Consider the following 4,320-nt stretch of genomic DNA (forward strand, 5'->3'; position numbering starts at 1 on the left):
CTCCCGGAGGGGTGGCCGCCTTCCTGCGTGTCGCTGCGCCGCCGTCACTGGGCGCCGGGGCGCACCAGACCGCTCTCGTACGCGTACACCGCGGCCTGCACACGGTCGCGGAGTCCGAGCTTGGTGAGCACATGGCCCACGTGCGTCTTGACGGTCGTCTCGCTCACGAACAGGTCCGCCGCGATCTCCGCGTTCGACAGGCCGCGCGCCACCAGCTTGAGGACCTCGACCTCCCGCTCGGTGAGCGTGTGCAAGGTGTCGGGCACCGGCTCGTCGCCCGACGGGAGATGACCGGCGTACTTGTCGAGGAGCCTGCGCGTGATGCTCGGCGCGAGCATCGCCTCACCCGACGCGACCACACGGATCGCCTGCACCAGTTCGTTCGCGGGAGCGTCCTTGAGCAGGAAGCCGCTGGCCCCCGCGCGCAGCGCCTCCACCACGTACTCGTCGAGGTCGAAGGTGGTCAGGACCAGGACCTTCGCCGGTCCGTCCCGGCCGGGCCCGGTGATCTGCCGGGTCGCCTCGACGCCGTCCATCCTCGGCATGCGGATGTCCATCAGGACCACGTCGGGCTGAAGCGCCCGCACCTGGTCGAGAGCCTGCAAGCCGTCCCCGGCCTCCCCGACGACCGCGACGTCCTGCTCGGCCTCCAGGATCATGCGGAATCCTGTGCGCAGCAGTGGCTGGTCATCGACCAGTAGGACACGGATCGCCACGTAACTCTCCTTCGCTAGCCCGGGCCCATTCTGCCCTGCGCGCCCTCTTCGGACTCGGGCACCCTCACCGCAAGGGGGTACGGCGGGGGAGTCCCGCCGAATTCCGGACATACGGCCTGGTGGTCGCACCAGCCGCAGAGTTTCGTCGGCCGCGGCCGCCAGTCGCCCGTCTCGGTGGCGAGCGTGATCGCCTCCCACAGCGCGTGCAGCTTCCGCTCGACCTGCTCCAGGTCCTCGGTCCGCGGGTCGTACGTGATGACGTCGCCGCTGCCCAGATAGACGAGCTGGAGGCGGCGCGGGACCACACCCTTCAGGCGCCACACCACCAGGGCGTAGAACTTCATCTGGAAGAGCGCGCCCTCGGAATACTCGGGTCGGGGGGCCTTGCCCGTCTTGTAGTCGACGATCCGCACCTCGCCGGTGGGCGCCACGTCCACGCGGTCGATGATGCCGCGCAGCTTCAGGCCCGATTCCAGCTCCGCCTGCACGAACAGCTCACGCTCCGCGGGCTCCAGGCGGGTGGGGTCCTCCAGCGTGAACCACCGCTCGACCAGCTTCTCCGCGTCCGCGAGCCAGCGCGCGAGCCGCTCCCCCTGCTCGTCGCCCGCGAACAGCTCCGTCAGCTCGGGCCTCGCCTCGCGCAGGCGGTCCCACTGACCCGGGATCAGGTCCTTGGCGCGCGGCGCGGTCCGCTCGACCGCGGGCGCGTCGAAGAGCCGCTCCAGGACGGCGTGCACCAGCGTGCCGCGGGTCGCCGCCTCGCTCGGCTTCTCGGGCAGCTTGTCGATCACCCGGAACCGGTAGAGCAGCGGACACTGCATGAAGTCACTGGCGCGCGAGGGCGACAGGGACGCCGGACGCACGGCCGTCACGGCACCGTCGGTGCTGGTTTCCATGAGGTAAGACCCTACGACCCGCCACTGACAACGGCCGCATACCATCGACGACAGACCCTCTCGCCCTGCATGATCGTGCGTGTACCGCGCCGGACAGGGGCGAGGGACGCTTCGAACAAGGGGACATCGTGGACGAGAGCGCCGGGAGCGGCAGGCCGCAGCCCGACGGGACGGACGGTCGGCGGCCGGAAGCCCCAGACGGCTCCGACCACCCGGAATCACCACGTCCGGTGGACACGGCCGACTCCGGGAGCGGTGCGGCCGCCGGCAGTACCGCCGGCGGCGACGGTTCCGCGGGGCCGCAGGCTCCGCAAGAGGCGCCGCGCCCCGCGGACGAGCCCCTGCCGGCCGCCGACCGCCTCACGAAGACCCCGCAGGACACGCCCGACGGGGCGTCGCGGGAAACTCCCGGCGAGACCCCGGGGGCCGCGCCGGGAAAGCCCCCGCACGACACCCACCCCGAGTACGCGCACGCCACCCACGGCCCCGCCCCCAAGGCGACCCCGCCCAACGGGAAGAAGGGGCCCGGGGGAGGGCTGCTCATGGGGCGCCCCTTCGGCGTGCCCGTGTACGTGGCGCCCAGCTGGTTCCTCGTCGCCGCCCTCATCACCTGGGTCTTCGGCGGTCAGCTCGACCGCGTCCTGCCCGAACTCGGCGCGGCGCGCTATCTCGTCTCCCTCTTCTTCGCCGTCGCCTTCTACGCCTCCGTGCTCATCCACGAACTGGCGCACACCGTCGTCGCCCTGCGCTACAAGCTGCCGGTGCGCCGCATCCAGCTGCAGTTCTTCGGCGGCGTCTCGGAGATCGAGAAGGAGTCCGAGACGCCGGGCCGCGAGTTCGTCCTCGCGTTCGTCGGCCCGCTGCTCTCCCTGGTCCTCGCGGGCGTCTTCTACGGGGCCATGCGCCTGGTGGAGCCCGGCACCGTGCCCGGCGTCCTGCTCGCGGGCCTGATGATCTCGAACCTCATCGTCGCCGTCTTCAACCTCCTGCCCGGCCTGCCCCTGGACGGCGGCCGCATGCTCCGCGCCGTCGTCTGGAAGATCACCGGCAAGCCCATGAGCGGCACCGTCGCCGCCGCCTGGGTCGGCCGCGCGCTCGCCATCTCCGTCCTGATCGGCCTGCCCCTGCTCAACCAGTCCGGCGCGCTCGGCGGCGAGACGCAGGAGATCGGCGGCATGGACACCGTCACCGACGCCCTGCTCGCCGCGATCCTCGCCGCGATCATCTGGACCGGCGCCGGAAACAGCCTCCGCATGGCCCGCCTGCGCGAACACCTGCCCGAGCTGCGCGCCCGCGCCCTGACCCGCCGCGCCGTCCCCGTCGAGTCCGCCACCCCGCTCTCCGAAGCGCTGCGCCGCGCCAACGACGCCGGGGCCCGCGCCCTCGTCGTCGTCGATGCCGACGGCGACCCGATGTCCGTGGTCCGCGAGGCGGCCATCGTCGGCGTGCCCGAACACCGCCGCCCCTGGGTCACCGTCAGCGGCCTGGCCCAGGACATCACCGAGGGCATGCGGATCTCCGCCGAGCTCGCCGGCGAGGAGCTCCTCGACACCCTCCGGGCGACCCCCGCCACGGAGTACCTCGTGGTCGAGGCCTCCGGCGAGATCTACGGGGTGCTGTCCGCCGCCGACGTGGAGCGCGCCTTCGTCAAGGCGATGGCCCGCCCCAGCTGACGGCCGCACCCTGGTCTCCGGCCCCCGGCCGGGCCGGTAGGCTGGTCACATGTCCGAACCGACCGGTGCCGCCCGCCGACGCGGGCCCTTCAAGGTCGGGGACCAGGTACAGCTGACCGACCCCAAGGGCCGCCACTACACGTTCACGCTCGAGGCCGGGAAGAACTTCCACACCCACAAGGGTTCCTTCCCCCACGACGAGCTGATCGGTGCTCCCGAGGGCAGCGTTGTCCGCACCACGGGAAACGTCGCCTACCTCGCGCTGCGCCCCCTGCTCCCCGACTATGTCCTGTCCATGCCCCGCGGCGCCGCCGTGGTCTACCCCAAGGACGCGGGGCAGATCCTGGCCTTCGCCGACATCTTCCCCGGCGCACGCGTCGTCGAGGCGGGGGTGGGCTCGGGCTCGCTCAGCAGCTTCCTCCTGCGCGCCATCGGCGACGAGGGGATGCTGCACTCGTACGAGCGCCGCGAGGACTTCGCCGAGATCGCCCAGCAGAACGTGGAGCGCTACTTCGGCGCCCCGCACCCTGCCTGGCAGCTCACCGTCGGCGACCTCCAGGACAACCTGAGCGACAGCGACGTCGACCGCGTCATCCTCGACATGCTCGCTCCCTGGGAGTGCCTGGACGTCGTCTCCAAGGCGCTCGTCCCCGGCGGCATCCTCTGCTGCTACGTCGCGACCACCACCCAGCTCGCGCGGACCGTCGAGTCCATCCGCGAGATCGGCGGCTTCAACGAGCCGACCGCCTGGGAATCGATGATCCGCAACTGGCACGTCGAGGGTCTCGCCGTCCGCCCCGACCACCGCATGATCGGCCACACCGGCTTCCTGCTCACCGCCCGCCGCCTCGCGGACGGCGTCGAGCCGCCCATGCGCCGCCGCCGCCCCTCCAAGGGCGCCTACGGCGACGACTACACGGGCCCGAACGCCGACGGCGGCACGCCCCGCGCGGAGCGCTGACAGCGCCGCGGGTGCCGGTATCCGCGTACAACCGCTGAACGTACGGGCGCCGCCGCCGAGTTCCCCCCTTCGAC

At 72.1% G+C, this 4,320-nt stretch carries 4 protein-coding genes; 2 read left to right on the plus strand and 2 right to left on the minus strand.

Annotated elements, in window-relative coordinates:
* Window positions 1-44: 44 nt before the first annotated feature.
* Both ACWFR3_RS46575 and ACWFR3_RS46580 read right to left on the minus strand, forming a co-directional pair.
* Window positions 45-716, minus strand: coding sequence for a response regulator (locus ACWFR3_RS46575; protein ID WP_135332738.1), 672 nt, complete (start codon window positions 714-716; stop codon window positions 45-47).
* 14 nt (window positions 717-730) lie between these two features.
* Entirely contained in the window at window positions 731-1,612 is an 882-nt protein-coding gene (locus ACWFR3_RS46580; protein ID WP_361196711.1) for a RecB family exonuclease, read from the minus strand.
* A 128-nt stretch (window positions 1,613-1,740) separates the two neighbouring features.
* Here ACWFR3_RS46580 and ACWFR3_RS46585 point away from each other — a divergent pair, with 128 nt between their 5' ends.
* Entirely contained in the window at window positions 1,741-3,285 is a 1,545-nt protein-coding gene (locus ACWFR3_RS46585; RefSeq protein ID WP_453740787.1) for a site-2 protease family protein, read from the plus strand.
* Between the two features lie 49 nt (window positions 3,286-3,334).
* Window positions 3,335-4,246 (plus strand): tRNA (adenine-N1)-methyltransferase, encoded by a 912-nt coding sequence (locus tag ACWFR3_RS46590; protein WP_453740788.1) that lies wholly within the window; start codon window positions 3,335-3,337, stop codon window positions 4,244-4,246.
* Window positions 4,247-4,320 lie beyond the last annotated feature (74 nt).

The sequence above is a fragment of the Streptomyces sp. NPDC055189 genome, assembly GCF_053606765.1.

Bases quoted from the DNA above. Each gene is read 5' to 3' on its own strand.
- ACWFR3_RS46580 (WP_361196711.1), bottom strand. From the start codon at position 1,612: ATGGAAACCAGCACCGACGGTGCCGTGACGGCCGTGCGTCCGGCGTCC.
- ACWFR3_RS46590 (WP_453740788.1), top strand. From the start codon at position 3,335: ATGTCCGAACCGACCGGTGCCGCCCGCCGACGCGGGCCCTTCAAGGTC.